This is a genomic window from Magnetococcus sp. PR-3 (genome assembly GCF_036689865.1).
Lineage (GTDB): Bacteria > Pseudomonadota > Magnetococcia > Magnetococcales > Magnetococcaceae > Magnetococcus.
In genome coordinates, this window is record NZ_JBAHUQ010000012.1 from 122,302 (window position 1) to 141,287 (window position 18,986).

Here is an 18,986-nt window from a genome sequence, read left to right on the forward strand (position 1 = left end):
GCCTTTTTTATGGCGGAGAGTGGCCCATGTTCACCTTGCCCCGACCGTTAAAGCGATCCATTGGCCTAAGAATATTCTTAGGCTTTGGTTTGGTTCTTACACTCATTGTGGCACAGGCCATGGTAGGTAATGTGGGTATTGACCGAGCTGTGGTTAACTTTAAACAGTATGGCCAGACCAACAGCCATGTGCGGGAAGTGCTTGATCTTGAACGCAACGTATTGGATCTGCAGCGCGGCGTGCTGGCCTACACCTACTCGGGTTATGATGGGCTTGCTCTGCGGGTAAAAGAGATGCAGAAAATTCTCTCCCGCCAAATGCAAGAGACACGAAGCCGGGTGAAGGACCCAGAGCGGGCCAAACTGCTTTCGCAGATGGATAATCACTTTCGTCTCTATGCGGAAAACTTTGATGCTGCGGTTGAAGAGCGGCAACTACGGGACCGCATGGCGTTTGAAGAGTTGGAAAGTAGTGGCGACCAAGCCCTAAAAAAGCTAGAGGTCGTCCGAACACACTTATTAAATATGAATGATAACTATGGCGCGGCATTGGCCAGCCATGCCCAAACTTTATTGGCTCTGGTTCAACGTGACGCCCTGCGTTTTTTAATCAAACCCAACTCTCGCTTGGTCGATGCCACCAGTAACCGACTCAAACAGCTCTCCAACTCCTTAGACGAACTGACGGAACACCGCGGACAACGTGGAAGCCTCGCAGAATCTCATACCTTAAAATCCTTGGCAGGTTCCTTCCAAAAAGCCTTTAACAACATGGTACAAGCCTCTCGGGCTTATATGCACCTTGTCTATGTTGTCATGGGTGGAGAAGCGGCCCGTATTGGCTACCTAGCCGACCAGCTCAAAAAAATATCCTTGGAGAAACAAGGGACCGTTGAGACCAAGATGGCGCAATCGGTCTCTACCACGCAATGGGTAACCCGTGGGGTATCGGTGGTGGGTATTTTACTGGGCCTTTTTTTGGCATGGCGCATTACCAACAACATCTCTAAACCCATTCAGGCCATGACACGCACCCTGACAGGCTTGGCGCGCGGCAAACAGGATGACGAGATACCGGGCCGAGGACGGAGTGATGAAATTGGTGCCATGGCGATGGCTGCCAATGTTTTTAAAGAAAAAGCCCATGAGCTGGAAAATGCCAGCCGCTATAAGTCAGAGTTCCTGGCCAACATGTCTCATGAGTTACGAACCCCCCTCAATAGCCTGCTGATTTTGGCTAAAATGCTCAGCACCAATGAAGAGAAAAACCTGAGCAAAGATCAGGTTGAATCGGCGCAGGTCATCCATGATAGTGGGCGGGATTTGTTAAACCTGATTAATGATATTCTCGACCTCTCCAAAGTTGAAGCCGGACGGATGGACCTGTATGTAGAGAAACGCCCCTATACCGATCTACAACACACCATCACCCGCCTCTTTCAGCCTTTGGCTACAGAGAAGGATCTCTCCTTTATCTTTAAAATCGCACCAGGAGTTCCCACCGCACTTTCTACAGATTGGGCCAAGGTTGAACAGATCCTACGGAATTTTCTCTCCAATGCCTTCAAATTTACCAGCCAAGGATCCATTACAGTTCATTTAGCAAGGCCCAGCCGTGGACGGCTGTTCATGAATCCAGAGCTGGACACAGAAAACTGCATGGTTATGGCCGTAACCGATACGGGAATCGGCATTCCCCAAGATAAACGGGAACAAATTTTTGAAGCCTTTCGGCAAGCGGATGGCACCACCAGCCGAGCTTATGGTGGTACGGGCCTGGGGCTATCTATCTCGCGCAAATTTGCCGATCTGTTGGGAGGGGAGATTCAAGTAGAAAGTACGGAAGGGCACGGTTCAACCTTTATGCTCTACCTGCCGCTTGAGCTACCACATCAGCTCCAAAAGACCACCACCTTGCATTATGATGACCCCACAGACCTACTCAGCCCCAGTGAACAGGTGGAGGCTATAACCCACTTTAAATCCAACAATACAACCGTGCTGGTGGTTGATGATGACCGGCGTAATGTTTTTGCTTTAAAGCGTATGCTTGATGAACGGGTTGGACTGGTGCTCAGTGCAGCCAATGGTCAGCAAGCGTTAGCTGTGCTCAACGAACATCCAGATATCGACTTGGTACTCATGGATATTATGATGCCTGAAATGGACGGTTATGCCGCCACCGAGGAGATACGTAAACAACCCCGTTTTCAGCATCTACCCGTGGTGGCTTTAACGGCCAAGGCGATGCCCGGTGATCGTGAAAAATGCCTAAGCCATGGTGCCAGCGACTACCTGGCCAAACCGGTAGAAACCATGGATCTTTTGGCTGTTTTAATCAAATGGCTCGAAAAACCTAAAGAGGCAATCGACCCTCAGATTATGCCTGATGGCTCCGGCACCATACTGCCCAAAGTTCGCATTTTAGAAGAGACCGAATCCCCTGAAACAGATCACGTTGAGCTGGAATCACTGAGCCTGGGGCTACCACCCATTATTGTGCTGATTGTTGATGATGATATGCGCAACACATTTTCTCTGGCACAAGTTCTACAGAAGAGAGCGGATAAAATTTTAATGGCCAGGGATGGTGAAAAAGCCATTGAAGAGCTGGAGCGCAACCCCCAAATCAACTGTATTCTCATGGATATTATGATGCCGAATATGGATGGTTATGAGGCCATGCAGCGTATACGACAAGACAAACGCTTTGTACACCTACCCATTATTGCACTAACGGCTAAAACACAAGAGGCGGATCGTAAAAAATGTATGGAGGCTGGAGCCAGTGACTTCTTAAGCAAACCTGTTGCTTTGGAAGATCTTCTTAACACCATGCGTACCCATATTCTAAAGGATCAAGCGCAATAATGGAGTGGTGGCAGGGCGTGCCCATACCTGGGTATAAGCATTCAACCGTAAGTTCGTTACGGGTAAACCTATTTAGGCCGTAAAAGGGTCACCCTAAGCCATACCCACGGTATGCCTTGGGGTGACTGGGCCTCTATCAGCCCAGTATATGAGATAAAAGCCCTTTTTAAAGACCCCTTATAGGTCCAAAACACCGCAGCAGGATACTTCATTCGCACCGTTGCCACATACCCATGCGGTGTAGGGCCACCACCGAGCTATGGCTGCCACCACATAGGCCACCCCTGGTTACGGGGTCAGCACGGCTGCTGTTGTTGGAAGTGCCTGCCGATATGATCCTCGCCCGTTCTTTATATCGCCTTTAAGCACCACACCTTACTCTAGCCATACATGCAGCCACCAAACAGATCTCCAGAGTTGCACCTGTATGGTTGATTAAGATTCTGTACCCTGTTCTCAGCCCCCGACCCTCTTATCCCTTTGGCAGATTAAAGCAGTACAAAAAAGTCTCACCTAACAGCCTTTTTGTCGGTCGCAAACTGCCTATCTTTCAGATCTCAACAGCCCACCCTTGTTAGGCCTAACAAACAACTCATAAAAATGAGCGTTTACAGGTCAACCAACACTCTATTGATTTTTTATTCTTTTTGTAATTTAATGAAACAGAAAAAGCTTACAATAACACCAAAAAATCACAAAGGATCAAGTATGGTTGTTAATTTAAGTCGTATTGTTCTGTCTGTTTTAATATGTCTGGTGGTGACACCGCTCTACGCAACACCAGACTCACAGACGGATATTGATATCGATGCACTTGTAAAAAACATGAGCATTAAAGAGCTGATTGGGCAAAAGATCATTCTGGGCCCTCCCTGGTTTTTCCCTGAAGAGGAGCTCAGTTCAGATTCGCTTAAAAAAGCCAGCAAACAGTCTGATCAACAGCTAAGCACCCTTATTAATGCGTATAAAATCGGAAACTTCTCATTTAATAAAAAAGCTTACTGGATATGGCACAGCAAACAGCACAGACGGCTCTTTAAGCGATCTCTCACCGAAAAAGAGAACTCGGTCATCAAAAAGCAGTGGAAAGAGGAGACGCTTAGAGAGCTATCAAGCCGTATACAAGATCTTTCTGCAGCAAGTATCAACATTCCCGCTTTGATCATGACAGACTTTGAAGGGGGGCGGGTACAGACCATACGGTTTAAAAATGTCAATAACACCCCTAGCCCCATGGCCATGTCGGTCAAAAGGGATGACACCTCTGTAAAAAAAATGGGCTGGCTGGTGGGAGAGACTTTAAGAGAGTTGGGGATTACGAATAATTTTGCACCTGTGGTGGATTTAAACCAACAGGGTTCTGTGATCGGTACCCGCTCTTTTAGCTCTGATGAAAAACTGGTTACACAGTATGCCAGCGCCTACCTGGATGGCCTCAATGAGTCTGGCATAGGGGGTACGCTCAAACATTGGCCTGGCCATGGCAAAATGGAGTTCCCTACTGAGTGGGACAATTTGAACATCGACTTTCATATGCTGGGAGTGCCCCTGACCCTCCCTGTTTCCAGAGATGATCTCACGACATTCTCCAAGCCCTATAAAGAGATCCTACAGACAAAGAACCGGCGGGATACCCTCTCTATCATGACATCGCACATTATTGTGGATGCCTTTGGACATGACCAGGCCAAACCCAGTTGTTTAACCATGATCACACGGTGCAAAAATGCCATTGACTATCTGAGAAAAGACCTCTCTTTTCAAGATGGTGTTGTGATCGCCGATGATATCGTTTTTCTGCGCTCCACCCATGCTTTCAAACTTTTGGATATCATGGTAGATACCTTTGAATCTGGCCATGACATGATCATCATCTCCTCCATGTTTCAAGATGCCAGGGGCGACGGAAAGCGTGGAGCAAAAGGACTTAAATGGAAAATCTCACCAGAAGAGCTGATGGAAACACTGGACAAGCTGTATAAACACTATGAAAACAAAGAGGGGGAACTGCGCGCCAGTGTTAAACGTATTTTACGTATGAAATTGGCGATCATGAACAAGCTGGGACACACCAACTGGGATGAGCCGTATCAACCCAACACGTTTCAATCCCCCCCTGATTATATAACCGGTAAAGACTCCATTGAAGTGGTGAGCAATCAAGTTCTTAAAAATGCCATTGTGCATATTTTCCCCTCCAATGAAGAGCCCAGAACTCTGGCTAAACGTCTTAATATTATGCCGGACAGTAAAATTTTCTGTGTCGGTCCCACCTATCAAAAAAATGATTTGGAAGCTCAACTTCGTAGATTAGCCAACTTTTCATCGGCCAGCCAAATTGAGTGTGTCGACTTGCACTATAATAAACCTGGAGAGATGAATGACCACTTTGTCGACAAGAACACCAAAACCATTATTGACAAGCTTAAGGCCAACCCTCCTGACCTACTGATTTTTGGTGTTGCCAACTTTGCGGCCCACATCGAGGTCTGGAACCGTGTCAGTAAAGAGTTGGCAACCGACCCATCCCTTAAAAAACGCTTAGCCAACACCAAAAAAATGGTGGTGGCTTTTCATGACCCCTCTCGTTTAAGCAATAGCCGGTTCAGACGGGGATGGACCATGCTGTCGACCTTTTCAAACTCAACAACCAGTAATCAATACCTCGTTGAAGCACTACTGGACAAAGACCATGCTGCGACCATTAAGGAGGCCAAATATCTGCCCGTGGCTGTGCACCCGGTACATACAAAAATTAAACTTACATCTGGTGACAACAACCCATCAGACGTTCCATACAGCTACCTTTTTGGCATTTTATTCGGCACCGTTATCAGCTTGGTCATCATTTGGGTTACACAAGGGAGACCCCGTTTAGCTAATATCACACTGCTGATTGTGGCGATCATCATTTATGTACTGTTCACAAATTATGGTGAGCTGTTTTTCAGTCATGATATCACCCGGTTTATTCAGGCTGCACTGCTCCCTATGCCGGAATGGATACAGGGGATCATTGATATACAAAACCCCAAGAACTTTACAACGTCACTGCTCCTGGTACCCATTTTCCATATGTTTCTTGAAGGTCTGGTAAAGAGCTTATCCCTGCTCCCCTTCCTCAATAATCGAGCCTCCCCCCAATCCTCTTCATAGCCGTTGGTTGGAATGCAAAGACAAGAAAAGGCCCTTCACAGGGCCTTTTCTATGATACAAACAGGCTTTCTAATCGATTAGAAAGTTACTGCCAGTTGTAGGGTTACCGTATCGGCATCGTTGCCACTACCCCCATCCGCAACGCTATAGTCCTTGTCACGCTTCCATTCCAAGTTCATCGCCGCATTTTCATAAACACTAATGCCAGCTAAAGCCATTAAACGGCTTTTAACCATACCGACCTCATAGGCTTCATTTGAACCGTTATAGGCGATCGCAACAACAGCATCCTGCCCCATCGCGGGAAAGCTATAAGCCAGCTCAGTCTGCCAAGCGGCGGGCTCTTTGGTGCTGTTGGTCCAGCCAGCAGTGGTGGTTTCAAGAGGATCTGCAACTTTGATGTATTCACCAATCAGCGCCACACCACCTGTGCCAATTTTAGCGTTCACACCCCAGGCTGAACTGTAGTCTGTCATCTAGTGCAAGGTTAGCTGCGGTCATGGCTGTTGAAATACCGCCCGAGTTCTCAACACTGTTGATGAAGTGTAGACCGACTTCAGCAGAAACACCGGATACCTCAGTCGCGTAACCAAGGTTAAAGCCAAACTGGTCCAACTGGTTATCATCCCCAGTTTTTTGCGAGGTTGCATTAAAGAGATAGGCCCCCATGGTAAAACCGTTCTTGGCAAAATTAACCTGCGCTGCACTATCGGCAGTCTCCGCCATTTCCAAGGTAATGGGGTCAGATACCATATTGGTCTCGAAGGTACCAAAAGGCAGGGTCATTTTACCCACTGTCAGACTGACAGGTAGTTTTTCTGCATTACCCACCGTAATGGTCGCAGCATCGACATCGACCGCCGTTGCAGAGTCACCATCATAGAGCATGGTGACATTGGCAGAGACCCAAGGATTAACCTTAGCATCCACTGTCAGTTCAGCTTTATCCAAGTTGACATCACTACCATCCGCTAATGTACCAATGGTGCCAGATTTGTTCTCGGTCGTAGAGGCTGAGGCTTCCACCGTACCACCAATGGTGATTTTATCGGACCAGTTAGACCCACCACCGCCCTTTGTTTTGGCTTCTTCGGCAACTTTTTCCACCTTGGCCACTTTTTGGCTGGTGTGACCCAGTTTCTGCTGCAATGATTGAATTTGCTGCTGTTGCATCTGAATCATTTTCCACATCTCTGCACGGCTTGGCAGATCTTGGGCAGATGCTTGTGAACTTACGCAAAAAGCCGCCATTAATGCTGCGGCACCCATAAGGGATTTGGATCCAAAATGTGACACGATTTTCATCTCCGGAGGAACGTTAAAAGCCTTACAAATCAGCATTGTGTCGGCTTATTTTTGAGCACCGTCTAAAAAGAGGGCGCTATCTGCAAAAAAAGGGGAGTCTCCAACATTATAAGCGATTAGATGTATAGCTAGAGACAGCACACGTTAAGGCTATGCATACAAAAAGCCAACCAAGCTTAAACAACCCCATATAGTTCTTTCTTACCCCTGCTCCGCCAAAAGCTCTGCGGCCAACTGATCCGTCGCGGTTAGATCACAACTAGCCAGCTCTGGACCATAGAGCTCTCCACTATTCCATGGCTTGTAAAACACGTGCTTTAGACCATTTAAGAAGAACCTGACCCGTCGCGGCATCTTTGATTTCAAGGCTAGGGTGCTGCTGATCCAAATGGGCGTTAAACAAATAGGTCACGCTCAATCTCCTAAGCTAAGAATCAATGTTGGGTTAGGTTCTGCAAGCCACGGCTGAAAGAGGCCAAGCCACTGCTACGCAAAGGGATAAACGGTTTATCTTGATGCTTACACTGCTTTTTTATCTTCAAACAGGCATCGTGACTGATGCAATCAACGGGGCAAAAAACGGCATCTGCCCGACTAACCAGGGCTTCCAAGCGGGCGCGGCTATCCCCCACGCCACCATCATGATGAATTAATTCACCATTTTGTTGGGTTACCAACTGTTTATAACGGTTTCCTATATGGGTAATACCACCGACATAAAGCAAGCACTGCCCCTTTAGATCAGGTTGCGGACAGGCACGACCATCACACCCACCACTTTGGGGACAGTTTTGGGTGAGTCACTGCTGCATATGCCGCTCTAGAGAGGCCTGTTCTGTACGCATCTCTTCCATCGACCATTGCAGTTCAGCCAACTGATCCCGCTGCTGTATGATCAACATGCTTTGGTCTCGGTTGTTTTGCTCTAAACGCTCATTACGCCGGGTTGTCTGCTGAAGTACCAAAGCCATCTCTTCATCTTCAGTATGGGCCACTACCTGAACAGGTTGAGCGTTTTGGTTAAGTTTTTGGCGTAAGGTTTGTACCTCTTCCTGCAATCCATCAATCAAACCATTGCGCTTATCCAAAGCTTGTTGAAACTTAACTTTGGCCTCTTTCAGTGCATCCCGACTGAGCTCAACCTGTCGCTGCAACTGGTCATCTTGCCTGATCTGTGTCCGCACATAGCTACCTTGCAAATGCGATAGCATGTGGATGTCACCATACATACGCTCTAACAAGGCCTGATCTACTGAAGTATGGGTCACTATGGCCCATAGAGGACCCGCAACCCGCCCAGTTGTTAAGGCTTCACGCCAGTGCTTGGATAGCATCTCTATATCGTTATCTCGACCAATACGGGTAATGGAAGCCGCATATTTACGATCGAACAACTTCTGCATCTTCTTGGCAAATCGCCCACCCTGCTTGGCCCCACGCACAGCGGTAACATGCACCTCAAAGTCAGTCGACTCATCAACCTGCTGATGAAAGCCTTTTGTCAAACTGCGCAGCTCCTGCATGGTTAGACAGGTTCCAATGACTGGACAATGAAAACGTTCATCCATCTCCCACAGCTTTAGTCGCTTATGATCACGTATAACCCACCCTTTCACTCCAGCACTGACTTGGCACATTGCACTCACGCCTCCTAGATCACCCGGCAAGGCTGCCAATGATAACGATTCCTATTTGTATGTCAACACCAAAAATAAGATTGACTTTTATTCTCATTCGCGTCTAAATAAATTTGTACCTGCTTGGATGAGACAACCTCCTTAACGGTGCAACATAGACTTTTTAAAGATTCGTTACCGCGGATCTTTAAAAGAGTCAACGCCCCGAACACCTCACGGCACCTTGGTGTAGGCGGGCAGTAACCCCGAAGGTGCATCCTCTGCATCTTCGGGGTTTTTCTTTTTTTATTAATAGGATGAGGGGCCAGGACCATGTTACGAGATCTTTTTCAGAGCCTGTTGATTCATAAATCATCAGCTCACTCCATGGGGCGCTCTCCTCTTTCCAACCCCAGGCAAGCTTTGGCCAAAGAGCTCAAACACCCAACGACAAGACGCTACCCCTCCCTCCCCCAAGGGCAACCGAGACATCACACACCGTAAGCCAGCAGAACAATGATTGCGAATTATTCGCAATCATTGTTGTTCTTATTAAGAATCGTGCTCGCTGTTTCGTTCCACGCTTTATGACAGGAGCCCAAACCGTGTATATCTGTGTGTGTAAAGGTGTAACCAATCGCCAAATCCAAAAAGAGCTGGATAAAGGGGGGCGTAAAGTACGGGAACTACATGATAGTTTAGGGGTCACTGGGCAGTGCGGACGTTGTGGTAATTGTGTGAAGCGCATGCTAAAAGAGAGCAAAGCCTAACTAAGCCATTTTCATACCCAAAAAGAGGTATGTCCCTTACTCATTTTTTAGAGAAGAACCTTAAGGAGCAGAGCGTGAAGAGCAACCCAGAACTCCTAAGCACATTAAACGGTGTTTTGAAAATTCGGCTAACCGCCATTAATCAATTTTTTCTCCATGCACGCATGTTCCGCAGCTGAGGCTTTATCGGACTCAATAAAAAAGATTACAAGCTCTCTATTAAAGAGATGAAGCTGGCTGATGATCTGATTGAGCGTATCCTTTTTTTAGAAGGACTCCCCAATTTGCAAGATCTGGGCAAGCTCATGATTGGTGAAGAGCCCAAAGAGTGTTTAGAGTGTGATTTTAAATGGCAAATGGATGCCGTAGAAACAACACGAGATGCCATAGAGCTTTGTGAAAAACAGGGCGATTATGTGAGCCGGAATCTACTGGAAAAAATTCTGGAAGAGTAAGAAGAGCATATTGACTGGCTAGAGGCCCAATTTGAGCAGATTAAGGATATGGGCCTGCCCAACTATCTACAGGCGCAGATGAAAGAGGAAGGCTGACATGAAGGGTAACAAAAAAGTTATCGCACAGATGAAGAAGCTACTCGCTTATGAGTTAGCTGCTCGTGATCAGTACTTTATCCACTCTCGCATGTATGAAGATTAGGGCTACACTAAGCTGTTTGAACGGCTCAAGCATGAGATGGAAGAAGAGACTGATCATGCGGCACGGCTGATTGCCCGCATTCTATTTTTGGAAGATACCCCAGATCTGACTCAACAAGCAGATATAAAAATTGGCAAAGAGCCAAAGGTCATGCTGGCCAATGATCTGGAGATGGAACTTGCCGTGGTGGATATGCTGCGTGAAGCCATTAGTGTTTGCGAAAAAGAGCGTGATTACCAAACCCGAGAGATCCTCCTCGGCCTACTGGATGATACTGAAGAAGATCATGTCTACTGGCTGGAACAGCAGTTAGGCTTAATTGACAAGATCGGTCTGAAAAACTACTTGCAGTCACAAATGTAAGGCAGACGATCCCTCTTCTATAAGGTTAGGCCCATTTTCTTCCTGAAAATGGGCCTTTCTTATATGGCCCTTGTTCATCTTTTCAAATCCCCCCCCTCTTCTCTCCTGCTTGTCATCAAAACGACAAAGTGAACATGCTTGCGATAGAGACGACAAAACCACACACAAGATTCTCCTTATTAAGCATAAACTTAACATTGGCATCGCACTTGATATAGAACACAGGATAGTAAGCATCCAGAACATGTTCTTTTATAAGGCATGTGGAAGCGTAACCATTAACGCGTAGAGATGAACAGAACGGTTGCACAAATCAGCTACAGACAAAACCGAGGGCATTTTGTGCGCCCAGCATAGACACCAATACCGTGTAGAACGTGACCGTCTAAAACATGGGTACCCTTCTGAACCAACACGGTGAAGCTCTGCGACAAGAAGGAGCTAACGGCTTAAGGTTAAAGAGATGTTTAATGCCCTGACAGCTCTGCTCACACGCCTTTTACGCTGAGCATCACAGCACCGATCTTACGTGGGCCAGCTCAATGCACTAAAAAGGGCCATAGCTGGTGGCTACAGAGCTTTTTACAAAGAGCAAACAGGGTGATATGTACCGATTCGATACCTTTGCCAATGCCAACCATAAAGGATGCTCAAGCCTAACAGGTCACATTGGCAAAGAGATATTTCATGTGTGTCAGCTTCCCTCCCTCACTCCGTCCAGACACACATGAAAAGGGGAGGTCTCAGGAGAGACCTCCCCTACCTTATCCATACCCATTTCTCTATTTTTCGCTATACTCCACTTTTACTTTTAAAAGAGGACATCCATGCATTTCAAACCCCTTCTCGCGCTGCTGCTCTTTCTCCTGGTGACCCCCGCTGCTCAAGCAGCTGAAGCACGCATCGCCATAGCGGCCAACTTTACAGCTGTGGCTAAACAGATTGCCCAAGTTTTTCACCAAGAGAGCGGCCACACCCTGCGCATGAGCTTTGGGTCTACGGGCAAGCTCTATACACAGATTATCCATGGCGCCCCTTTTGATCTGTTTTTGGCTGCAGATAGCAACCGCCCGGAACGGTTGGAAAAAGAGGGAAAAACAGTCTCCAAGAGCCGGTTTACTTATGCCACAGGCCGTTTGGTCCTCTGGGGGCGTGATCTAAAGCAGCCAGAGGCTGTATTGGCCTATCTAAAAAAGGGGCAATTTAGAAAACTCGCCCTGGCCAACCCCAAAACAGCGCCTTATGGTGCGGCCGCCTTACAGACACTAAGCCAACTAAAGCTCGATAAAAAACTAAGGGCTAAGATGATTCGAGGGGACTCCATTGCCCAAACTTTTCAGTTTGTCGCAACGGGGAACGCCCAACTGGGTTTTGTTGCCGCCTCTCAAGTGGCCCGTAAACATCCTGGGTGGAGGGTTCCTCAATCGATGCACCTCCCACTTTCACAACAAGCGGTTCTATTAAAACGCGGGGCCAACAATCCGGCGGCTAAAGCTTTTTTAACCTTTATCAAACAGCAAAAAGCCCAACAGATCATCACCTCATTTGGTTATGGGGTTGAGTCCATGGAATAGGATGCTTGGTCGTTCTATGGATCGAGATGGTATGGCTGTTCAGGTATGGCAAAACCGATCATGTTTACACGAACGGCTTAAGACACCAGGGCTTATCCAGCCCTATGTTGGCACCGGTCTTTTCTGTTTTTTATATAAATCCTCAAGCCCCTGACTTTTTTTCATTACGTGGCTTGCTCGGTTCAACAGGGCAACAACAACTTGGGATCATATTATGTGGGACGCTGTTGTACTCACACTCAAACTGGCCTTTACCACGACACTCATTCTATTGGTGGTTGGCACCCCCATCGCATGGTGGCTGTCCCAGAGCCGTGCCAAGTGGAAAGAGTTGGTCGGGACCATTGTTGCCTTGCCTTTGGTTTTACCACCCACCGTACTGGGTTTTTACCTGCTGATTATTATGAGTCCTGATAGCCCCTTAGGCCAAGCGGTAGAAGCCCTCTTTGGTACCACCCTGCCCTTCACCTTTGCTGGACTGGTTATTGGTTCCACCATCTACTCTCTACCTTTTGTTGTACAACCCATACGTAACGCTATGGAGGCCATGGGTGAACGCCCTCTGGAGGCTGCCGCAACCCTAAGAGCCTCCCCCTGGGATACCTTTATCCATGTGGTATTGCCATTGGCCCGGCCAGGTTTTTTAACCGGCGCGGTGCTGGGGTTTGCCCATACGGTTGGTGAATTTGGGGTGGTGTTAATGATTGGCGGTAATATCCCTGGTGAGACCAAAGTGCTCTCCGTGGCCATCTATGACTATGTTGAGACCTTAGAGTGGGATAAAGCGCATCTGCTGGCTGGCGGTATGTTGCTGTTTGCCTTTGTGGTCATATGGTCTATGACCACCCTTGAAAAACGGATGGGGAGCAAGTTGCGATGAGCAACATCCAGGCACATTTTCAGGATAACCTGGGCACATTCAACCTTGATGTCTCTTTAACCGCACCAGGCCGTGGGGTAACCGCACTGTTTGGCCACTCAGGCAGTGGAAAAACCACTGTTTTACGGTGTGTGGCCGGCTTACATCGGGCTCAACGGGGAGAGCTGAGTTTTTTAGGGGAGAGATGGCAAAGCCAGACCCAGTTTATACCGACCCACAAACGTCCCATTGGTTACGTATTTCAAGAGGCCAGCCTATTTCCACACATGTCTGTCAGGGGTAATTTGGATTTTGCCATCCAACGAGCCAAAGGCACATCAAAGTGGATTGATTTTGATGAAGTGGTTGCCCTTTTGGGGGTCGAACCCCTATTGGAACGGGCACCTCTGCGTCTATCAGGGGGTGAACGACAACGGGTCGGTATGGCCCGCGCACTGCTTACTCAGCCTAGATTATTGCTTATGGATGAGCCCTTGGCCGCCTTAGACCGTATCAGTAAACGTGAGATCCTACCTTACCTGGAATCTCTGCATGAACGTTTAGAAATTCCAACACTCTATGTGAGTCATGATTTAGAAGAGGTCGAACGCCTAGCAGACCATATGTGCTATCTGGAAAAGGGAGAGGTCAAACTACATGGCCCCATCGAGACACTACTGACACACCCAGAGCTCCCTTTTGCTAAAGATCCCGTGGCAGGTGTCGTCCTACAAGGCACCCCAACAGCTTTTGAAGCTGAGCACCACCTGACCAAACTACAAATTCACCCCGGCTTTAACGTCTATGTTCCTGGCGATCTAAACCAGCGCACGCACTGCCGTTTACGCATTCAGGCGGCCAATGTCAGCCTTTCTCTACGCCCTCTAGAGGGTTCAAGCATCCTTAACCACTTCCCCGTTCGGGTGCATAGTGCCCACCCCATGGATGACGCCCGTATGAATGTGCGCATTACCTTGGGGCATGATCAAGAAGGGCCTGCACTATTGGCACGTATAACCAAAAAGTCCTGGCATGAATTAGAACTTGCCCCCAACAAAGCGATCTTTGCGCATGTCAAAAGCGTCTCTTTGGTTGATTCCTAACCGCATCATTTTTGATGTTTAAAACCAAAGAGGTTGCATAAGGCAACCATGAAACGCTACCTTTATCTGTTCTGGTTTCAAAACGTTACATAAAATGGTCCGATCCTTTGCTGGACAGGACCATTTGGTACATGGTGGAGTTGACCTGACATGGATCTTGAAAATACACATCTGGCTTCTAATTTAAGCATGCTTGCCGCCAATATTATTGAGCGCAGCCTGTCTGAACAGATGAAGATTACTGATCTGGAGTTGGAGAAGCGCAAACGTCGACTTGATTTCACCAAAGCAGATGTTGATCGATTAACGGAGTGCAAAGAGTTGGTTGCAGCCAATGTTGATAAAGTAGTTGCAGAGTTTTACCGCCACTTAACCAAACTGCCTGAGGTGCAGCTCATTATTGGTGATCAAGAGACTTTCCGCCGCCTCAAAAACTCCCTCCGCAACTATATCATTGAACTGTTTGAAGGGTATTACGACCGAGACTATCTCAACAAACGTCTTCGTATTGGTAAGATCCATGAGCGTATTGGGGTCTCTCCCAGCCTTTACGTGACCGCCGTTGCTCGTTTAGAGAACATCCTACAATCCATGCTACTTAACGATGCTAAATCAGGCAAAGCCTGTAAGCTCTGCGATGCCCGTCGTGACTCATTGCACAAGTTGTTAATGCTGGATATGCAGCTTGTTTTTGATACCTACATCCATAGCCTGATCAATGAGGTCAACAGCGCCAAGGAAGAGGTAGAACGCTATGCAGAGAGCCTGGAAGAGACCGTCGCCCAACGCACCAAACAGCTCGAAGAGCTCTCAACCCGTGATGGTTTAACCGGGTTGCTCAACCAACGTACATTCCATACCGTCCTTCGCCGTGAGCTCTCCCGCGCTGAGCGCATTAAACAGCCCATCACGCTGGTCTATTTTGATCTAAATAAGTTTAAACGCGTCAACGATACCATTGGGCATAAAGCAGGCGACCAAGTCCTCTCCAATGTGGGTAAAGCGGTTGAGAGAGCCTTGCATGATGATGAAGGCTCCGGCTTTCGCTATGGTGGTGATGAATTTGCCCTCATTATGCCCGACCAGGATATTCAACAAGCCTATGCCATTTGTAAAAAGCTGTGCGACGCCTACGACCCCAAAGATAACCACGGTGTTAGCTTTAGCATTGGGTTGGCTCAACAAGGTCCTGAAGATTACTGCGACCTCGATAGCTTTATTCACCACGCAGACAGTAATATGTATCATGCTAAAGGGGTCTCACGACAAAAGCAGGGCCACCAAATGTATGATGGTAAAACAGAAAAGGGCAATCAAACCGAACAAGATCAACCCTGACTTAAACCCCTCTAAAACGGCTCCGTCAGGTTACGGGCATCCCACTGGCGTCGGTAACGCTGGTCTAGCTCGGCCAGCTCTCCATCTAGCCTTTGCAGTTCATACCAACGGGTAAAACGCCCTTTTTTGCCCTGCTCATACCACTGTTCCATCTCAGCTTTCAGGGTGTCCCTACGCGAGTGTTTATCGGCAATATCCCCTTTAAGAATGGCCATATTCTCTAAGCCAACATCTAAAAGGTGATAACGCGCACCCGCCTCAAAGATGCGCACCCCACCCCCTTCAGCCGCAGTGTGTAGAACAGCATCTTCATGGGCAATCCGTACCCCAGCTAAAAAATCCACCCCAAACCTGGACCATTCCGTCCACCAAGGTAATGAAGGGCCCATCAACACGGTAACCGCATGCCGACTAAGCTCCAGCAACCGTGGCAACGTTTTGTTGGTTAAGGCCGATGCTGTAATAAAAGCCCAATCAGCCTCGGGCAGAAGATACTCACAAGCACTATCAGGTAGATCTCCTTGCTCAGGATCCCTTTCCAACACCTGCCAGTTACCCTCTTCGATCAAACGATCCAAGCCAGGATACCGCCCCACCACCACAACTTTTTTATGGGTAAGGTGCCGTTTAAAATGATCAAAAACAGCAAGGTTGGCTGAACCTGGTGTCATCAAAGGGGTTGCTTCACGCGCCCAAGCCATGGGAATACCCAAACTGGCATTTAAAGCTGCCATGCCCACGGCAGCTTCATGAAAATTCCAAGACTTGACCCACGTAATCAGCTCACTTAATGGTCGTCCACGCAGTGAGCCCGACCATGGCAGGGTACGGGTCGCCACAGAGGGGCTCATGGCTAACCCCATACCCCCATCATCGGTCCGTACCACGGTCCAAACAGGACCAATCGTCACTTCAGCAACCCGACCTTCTCCTGCTGCTAAAGTAGCCTGTTCCAACAGTTGATCATAAAGCGCCCAAGCTGATCCCATTTTCCAACTCCTGTCTGCCTTACAACAAAGCATGTCGCTTTTCAGATAAATTGTCGGAACAAATACTCAACCCACAATCTACAGTAACATTATATTTCATACACTTGCAGCATGGCATAAAAACTGATTTAAGCCAAACATTGATAGATTTTGCAAACCCTGTTCCCAAACGTATGGATACAATGATGGGCAGCCCCCTACCCAATATCTGGTACAGCTGTTTTTCCAACTTTTCTGACCATCCTTTTGAGTTGGATGATCAGTTGTGGTTCACGGTTGAACACTATTTTCAGGCTGCCAAATTTGAAAATCGTGAGCAGCAGGCACGGATCTATCAATGCCCAAGCCCCATGACAGCAGCCCTCATGGGCAAAGACCGATCCGTTCCTATTCGACCAGATTGGGAGAAGGTTAAAAGGGAGGTTATGGATCGTGCCATTAATGCCAAGTTTGATACCCATACTCAACTTGATGAATTTCTACAAGAGACCACCCCCTACCCGCTGGTTAACTACACGGCCTTTGACCCTTTTTGGGGGCAAGATAAACAAGGCAAAGGGCAAAATCAGCTTGGTCAGCTACTTATGGAACGACGGAGCCGCATGTTATGAGCGTTGTACGTAGCATCATGATGGTCGCGGGTGACAACCCCCAGCACCTAAACAAAATTCCTTCCTTGGCCGCCGATTGGGCCATGGTCAATTTGGAAGATGGTGTGGGGGATAAAAACAAAGCTCGTCAACTGGTTGCAGAGATACTTGGTACGCTAGACCCCAACATCCTTGCGAATAAGGTGGTGATCCGCATCAACCCCATGGACCGGGGAGGCTTAAAGGATTTAAAAGCTTTAAGTCACCTTAAGCCCAAAGCATTCCGCCTACCTAAAGTTGAAGATCAAGAAACACTTCATATGGCCTTAATGCAGATTGATGAGGCCGTTGATCTTCATTTTACAGTGGAGACCCGAGCCGCCTGGAACATGCTGGATCGCTTTAAAATTGATCATCGGGTCACAACGGCCTATTTAGGAATTCTCGACCTTATGGCTGATCTGGGCATTCCCCAGTCACTGCTCAAGCCAGACAATCCCACCATTGATTATATCCTGGCACGTTTTCTTGTTCAGTGCCGAAGCAACGACCTTATGCCTGTTTCTTTTGTGTATCAGGATCACCGTAATCTACAAGCATTAGAGAAGTGGTGTCACAAGGTTAAAGCGATGGGCTATACAGCCAAAGGGTGTATCGCACCTGCCCAAGCACAGATCATCAACCGTATTTTTGCTCCTGATCAAGCAGCCTTACAGCGTGCACGACAGATTGTTGAACGTTTTCACGAACACAAAACGCAGGGCGTGACAGGGTTTGTTGATCCTGATTATGGCTTCATAGATGAACCAATCGCCAGGGATGCCCAACACCTGTTAACCCTGGAAAGTTAAGAGAAAAAAATGCAGATGATTGCACTTGGCATTGAATTTATGGATCTCCAACACCAGCAGTTCGTAGAGACACTGAGATCACTAAAAGAGGAACCAGATGAGAAAATACTGGAGACCTTTCCTCTTATTGTAACCGCGCTGACCGAGCATTTCTCCCAAGAGGAGGCGCTGATGCAACAGTGCGGATTTGGTGCTCTACAGGAACATCGGGGAGAACATCAGCGGCTATTGGGTGAGTGCGCTATGCTCACTCGTTTTGCTAAACGTGGTGGCGCAGGCTCGATTATAACCTTCCTTACCGCAGAGCTTCCGAAGTGGTTTGATACGCACTTACAAACCATGGATGCCGCACTGGCCCGCCATGCGCTTGATCATCCTTTATGAGGTATTCTAACGTGATTCGCCTTCTACCTGATTACGACCCTGCGTGGCAACTAAAATGGCATGCTGCTCAGGATCAGTACCAAAAGCTGTTAGAGACCGATCGCCCCCTAACACCCGATGAGCGGGATGATCTGTTGCACGCCATGCAAGCTATGGAAACCTGTGCCAACCGTCGTTTTCGTACCACCGCTGAGTACAGAGATTTTCACTTTTTAAAAATTCAAGAACAGTTAAATGAGCACGGAGTTGTCTTTGAATTACCAGAACTTTCTGATGATGCCACATTAGATGAGATTGAACATTGGATTGATCGTGCTCACCGAGCCATTGAGACAACCATGACCGAAAATTTTTAACCCTTTCGCCTGACCATCCCCACCCCAAGAGTCATCGTAGATGACAGCTCCTCTCTATTTTCTCCCCTGTTTTCCTTTTTATCCCTAATTAACACCGAAGAAAACAACCTCAGCCACCTTTCTAGGCACCGATTTTAACGAAGCCGTGTTAGAATATCGCGTTCTGGACCCCAAGTTTACCAGCGACACAGATGTTGGCGGCCCA

At 47.8% G+C, this 18,986-nt stretch carries 17 protein-coding genes and 2 pseudogenes; 13 read left to right on the forward strand and 6 right to left on the reverse strand.

Going from position 1 to position 18,986, the window contains the following annotated elements; all coding sequences use genetic code 11:
* Positions 1-26: 26 nt before the first annotated feature.
* Together V5T57_RS08825 and V5T57_RS08830 are read left to right on the forward strand one after the other, a co-directional pair.
* On the forward strand, positions 27-2,870 hold the full coding sequence (locus tag V5T57_RS08825; RefSeq protein WP_332890832.1) for a response regulator: 2,844 nt from the start codon (positions 27-29) through the stop codon (positions 2,868-2,870).
* A gap of 708 nt (positions 2,871-3,578) precedes the next feature.
* A complete protein-coding gene (locus V5T57_RS08830) occupies positions 3,579-6,026 on the forward strand; it encodes a glycoside hydrolase family 3 N-terminal domain-containing protein (protein WP_332890833.1) in 2,448 nt (815 codons plus the stop codon).
* A 77-nt stretch (positions 6,027-6,103) separates the two neighbouring features.
* Here V5T57_RS08830 and V5T57_RS08835 read toward each other — a convergent pair whose 3' ends face one another.
* From V5T57_RS08835 to V5T57_RS08855, 5 genes are all read right to left on the reverse strand, one after another.
* On the reverse strand, positions 6,104-6,475 hold the full coding sequence (locus V5T57_RS08835) for a hypothetical protein (RefSeq protein ID WP_332890834.1): 372 nt from the start codon (positions 6,473-6,475) through the stop codon (positions 6,104-6,106).
* On the reverse strand, positions 6,465-7,322 hold the full coding sequence (locus V5T57_RS08840; RefSeq protein WP_332890835.1) for an LbtU family siderophore porin: 858 nt from the start codon (positions 7,320-7,322) through the stop codon (positions 6,465-6,467). The genes V5T57_RS08835 and V5T57_RS08840 overlap by 11 nt, the downstream gene beginning before the upstream one ends.
* A 298-nt stretch (positions 7,323-7,620) precedes the next feature.
* A complete protein-coding gene (locus V5T57_RS08845) occupies positions 7,621-7,743 on the reverse strand; it encodes a hypothetical protein (RefSeq protein ID WP_332890836.1) in 123 nt (40 codons plus the stop codon).
* A gap of 22 nt (positions 7,744-7,765) precedes the next feature.
* On the reverse strand, positions 7,766-8,056 hold the full coding sequence (locus V5T57_RS08850) for a DUF2325 domain-containing protein (protein WP_332890837.1): 291 nt from the start codon (positions 8,054-8,056) through the stop codon (positions 7,766-7,768).
* Positions 8,057-8,131: 75 nt separating this feature from the next.
* On the reverse strand, positions 8,132-8,968 hold the full coding sequence (locus V5T57_RS08855; protein ID WP_332890838.1) for a hypothetical protein: 837 nt from the start codon (positions 8,966-8,968) through the stop codon (positions 8,132-8,134).
* Positions 8,969-9,552: 584 nt separating this feature from the next.
* Here V5T57_RS08855 and V5T57_RS08860 point away from each other — a divergent pair.
* The 7 genes and pseudogenes from V5T57_RS08860 to V5T57_RS08890 all read left to right on the forward strand — a co-directional run bounded on the left by V5T57_RS08860 (position 9,553) and on the right by V5T57_RS08890 (position 15,611).
* Positions 9,553-9,717 (forward strand): (2Fe-2S)-binding protein, encoded by a 165-nt coding sequence (locus tag V5T57_RS08860; protein ID WP_332890839.1) that lies wholly within the window; start codon positions 9,553-9,555, stop codon positions 9,715-9,717.
* A 74-nt stretch (positions 9,718-9,791) separates the two neighbouring features.
* Positions 9,792-10,268 (forward strand): annotated as a pseudogene (bfr, locus tag V5T57_RS20920) (bacterioferritin).
* A gap of 1 nt (position 10,269) precedes the next feature.
* Positions 10,270-10,737, forward strand: a pseudogene (bfr, locus tag V5T57_RS08870) (bacterioferritin).
* Positions 10,738-11,564: 827 nt separating this feature from the next.
* Positions 11,565-12,311: a molybdate ABC transporter substrate-binding protein gene (modA, locus tag V5T57_RS08875; protein ID WP_332890840.1), complete on the forward strand. Its 747-nt coding sequence runs from the start codon at positions 11,565-11,567 to the stop codon at positions 12,309-12,311.
* A gap of 214 nt (positions 12,312-12,525) precedes the next feature.
* Positions 12,526-13,191 carry a molybdate ABC transporter permease subunit gene (gene modB, locus V5T57_RS08880; protein WP_332890841.1) on the forward strand — a complete coding sequence of 222 codons (666 nt, stop codon included), beginning with the start codon at positions 12,526-12,528 and terminating at the stop codon, positions 13,189-13,191.
* The gene (gene modC, locus V5T57_RS08885; protein WP_332890842.1) at positions 13,188-14,273 is read left to right on the forward strand and encodes a molybdenum ABC transporter ATP-binding protein; all 1,086 of its coding nucleotides are present in this window, start codon (positions 13,188-13,190) and stop codon (positions 14,271-14,273) included. The genes modB and modC overlap by 4 nt, the downstream gene beginning before the upstream one ends.
* 150 nt (positions 14,274-14,423) lie before the next feature.
* Complete coding sequence (locus V5T57_RS08890) at positions 14,424-15,611, forward strand: GGDEF domain-containing protein (protein WP_332890843.1); 1,188 nt, start codon at positions 14,424-14,426, stop codon at positions 15,609-15,611.
* A gap of 11 nt (positions 15,612-15,622) precedes the next feature.
* Here V5T57_RS08890 and V5T57_RS08895 read toward each other — a convergent pair whose 3' ends face one another.
* Positions 15,623-16,600, reverse strand: coding sequence for a Rossmann-like domain-containing protein (locus V5T57_RS08895; RefSeq protein ID WP_332890844.1), 978 nt, complete (start codon positions 16,598-16,600; stop codon positions 15,623-15,625).
* Between the two features lie 185 nt (positions 16,601-16,785).
* Here V5T57_RS08895 and ybiA point away from each other — a divergent pair, with 185 nt between their 5' ends.
* The 4 genes from ybiA to V5T57_RS08915 are packed head-to-tail and all read left to right on the forward strand — an operon-like array spanning position 16,786 to position 18,781.
* Positions 16,786-17,211: a riboflavin biosynthesis intermediates N-glycosidase gene (gene ybiA / locus V5T57_RS08900; RefSeq protein ID WP_332890845.1), complete on the forward strand. Its 426-nt coding sequence runs from the start codon at positions 16,786-16,788 to the stop codon at positions 17,209-17,211.
* Positions 17,208-18,041, forward strand: coding sequence for an HpcH/HpaI aldolase/citrate lyase family protein (locus V5T57_RS08905; protein ID WP_332890846.1), 834 nt, complete (start codon positions 17,208-17,210; stop codon positions 18,039-18,041). The genes ybiA and V5T57_RS08905 overlap by 4 nt, the downstream gene beginning before the upstream one ends.
* Before the next feature lie 9 nt (positions 18,042-18,050).
* Positions 18,051-18,425 carry a bacteriohemerythrin gene (locus V5T57_RS08910; RefSeq protein WP_332890847.1) on the forward strand — a complete coding sequence of 125 codons (375 nt, stop codon included), beginning with the start codon at positions 18,051-18,053 and terminating at the stop codon, positions 18,423-18,425.
* An 11-nt stretch (positions 18,426-18,436) separates the two neighbouring features.
* Complete coding sequence (locus V5T57_RS08915; protein ID WP_332890848.1) at positions 18,437-18,781, forward strand: hypothetical protein; 345 nt, start codon at positions 18,437-18,439, stop codon at positions 18,779-18,781.
* Positions 18,782-18,986: the final 205 nt, after the last annotated feature.

What these genes read in the sequence shown, in the direction of transcription:
- V5T57_RS08825 (WP_332890832.1), top strand. Translation starts at nt 27, where the DNA reads ATGTTCACCTTGCCCCGACCGTTAAAGCGATCCATTGGCCTAAGAATA.
- V5T57_RS08830 (WP_332890833.1), top strand. Translation starts at nt 3,579, where the DNA reads ATGGTTGTTAATTTAAGTCGTATTGTTCTGTCTGTTTTAATATGTCTG.
- V5T57_RS08855 (WP_332890838.1), bottom strand. Translation starts at nt 8,968, where the DNA reads ATGTGCCAAGTCAGTGCTGGAGTGAAAGGGTGGGTTATACGTGATCAT.
- modA (WP_332890840.1), top strand. Translation starts at nt 11,565, where the DNA reads ATGCATTTCAAACCCCTTCTCGCGCTGCTGCTCTTTCTCCTGGTGACC.
- modB (WP_332890841.1), top strand. Translation starts at nt 12,526, where the DNA reads ATGTGGGACGCTGTTGTACTCACACTCAAACTGGCCTTTACCACGACA.
- modC (WP_332890842.1), top strand. Translation starts at nt 13,188, where the DNA reads ATGAGCAACATCCAGGCACATTTTCAGGATAACCTGGGCACATTCAAC.
- V5T57_RS08890 (WP_332890843.1), top strand. Translation starts at nt 14,424, where the DNA reads ATGGATCTTGAAAATACACATCTGGCTTCTAATTTAAGCATGCTTGCC.
- V5T57_RS08895 (WP_332890844.1), bottom strand. Translation starts at nt 16,600, where the DNA reads ATGGGATCAGCTTGGGCGCTTTATGATCAACTGTTGGAACAGGCTACT.
- ybiA (WP_332890845.1), top strand. Translation starts at nt 16,786, where the DNA reads ATGGGCAGCCCCCTACCCAATATCTGGTACAGCTGTTTTTCCAACTTT.
- V5T57_RS08905 (WP_332890846.1), top strand. Translation starts at nt 17,208, where the DNA reads ATGAGCGTTGTACGTAGCATCATGATGGTCGCGGGTGACAACCCCCAG.
- V5T57_RS08910 (WP_332890847.1), top strand. Translation starts at nt 18,051, where the DNA reads ATGCAGATGATTGCACTTGGCATTGAATTTATGGATCTCCAACACCAG.